The organism is Bradyrhizobium sp. (assembly GCF_016462955.1).
GTDB lineage: Bacteria > Pseudomonadota > Alphaproteobacteria > Rhizobiales > Xanthobacteraceae > Bradyrhizobium.
Genome location: NZ_JAEMSD010000878.1, coordinates 1 through 1,583, shown reverse-complemented (window position 1 = coordinate 1,583; position 1,583 = coordinate 1). Strand labels below are relative to the sequence as shown.

General features: G+C 65.2%; 1 protein-coding gene and 1 pseudogene. Both read left to right on the top strand.

Annotation, left to right across the window (positions count from 1 at the left end; genetic code table 11):
• Nucleotides 1–1,328: efflux RND transporter permease subunit (locus JHD07_RS39465; protein WP_291632041.1), on the top strand; the 1,328-nt coding region annotated here is incomplete at its 5' end.
• A pseudogene (locus JHD07_RS39460) lies at nt 1,315–1,583 on the top strand (efflux RND transporter periplasmic adaptor subunit); the annotation flags it as partial. The gene JHD07_RS39465 and the pseudogene JHD07_RS39460, both read left to right, overlap by 14 nt.

Below are 1,583 nucleotides of genomic sequence, written 5' to 3'. Positions count from 1 at the left end.
GCATCAACCTGACCTACAACAACACCGGCGTGATCGGCCCGCAGGACGGCGACATTCAGATCAAGCTGAGGGAGGGCCACAGGCCGACGGAAGAGCACGTAAAGGTGCTGCGCGAGCAGTTGCCGCGGCTGTTTCCTGGCGTGAGCTTCGCGTTCCTGCCGGCCGACATCGTCAGCCAGATCCTGAATTTCGGCGCGCCGGCGCCGATCGACCTGCAGATCCGCGGTGCCAATGTCAGCGCCAACTTCGCCTATGCCAACAGCCTGCTGGCTAAGGTCCGCAAGATTCCCGGCGTTGCCGATGCGCGGATCCAGCAGTCGCCGAACAATCCAACGTTCAACATCGATGTCGACCGCACCCGCGCCCAATATGTCGGCCTGACCGCGCGCGACGTCACCAACAGCCTCGTGGTCAATCTCGCCGGCTCCTCGCAGGTGGCGCCGACCTATTACCTCAATCCCGATAACGGCGTGTCCTACTCGATCGTGATGCAGACGCCGCAATACCGGATCGATTCGCTCAGTGCGCTCGAGACCCTGCCGATCACCGCGGCCGGCAATGCGCAGTCGCCGATCCTCGGCGGCATCGCCGACATCAAGCGCTCGGCGTCGAGCGCGGTCGTTTCGCAATACGACATCCAATCGATGGTTCAGATCTTTGCCACGACCTCGGGCCGCGATCTCGGCGCGGTCGCCGCCGACATCCGCCAAGTGATTGCCGATACCGCGAAGGACGTGCCGAAGGGCTCGTCCGTGGTGCTGCTCGGCCAGGTGGAGACGATGAACAGCGCCTTCACCGGCCTGCTGTTCGGCCTGCTCGGGGCCGTCGTGCTGATCTACTTTTTGATCGTCGTGAACTTCCAGTCCTGGTCCGATCCATTCGTGATCATCACCGCGTTGCCGGCCGCGCTCGCAGGCATCGTCTGGATGCTGTTCATGACCGAGACCACGCTGTCGGTGCCGGCGCTGACCGGCGCCATCATGTGCATGGGCGTGGCCACCGCCAACAGCGTGCTCGTGATCTCCTTTGCCCGCGAGCGCTACGAGGAACTCGGCGATCCCGTCGCCGCTGCGCTCGAAGCCGGCTTCGTCCGGTTCCGCCCCGTCCTGATGACCGCTCTCGCCATGATCATCGGCATGGCGCCGATGGCGCTGGGGTTGGGTGAGGGCGGCGAGCAGAATGCGCCGCTCGGCCGCGCCGTGATCGGCGGCCTGATCTTTGCAACCTTCGCCACGCTGATGTTTGTTCCCGTGGTGTTCAGCATGGTCCACAAGAAACAAGGCGCCAAGCCCGCCGCCTCATCGGAGTCCGCGCATGTCGCCCACTGAACCCCGCTCCCCGGTGTCGCGCCGGAAACTGGGCATCTTCGGCGTGGTGGCGCTGATTGCGGCAGGCCTCGTCGTCGGCACCGGCATCCGCGCCCGCGAGGAGCAGGGCTCGAAGCTGAAGGAATGGACTGACGAACAGGCCGTTCCCAGCGTGGCCGTGGCGCTGCCCAATGCCAAGGACCTCAGCGTCACCATCGATCTGCCGGGCCGGCTGGAAGCTTACTCCCGCGCCCCTATCTTCGCGCGGGTGTCGGG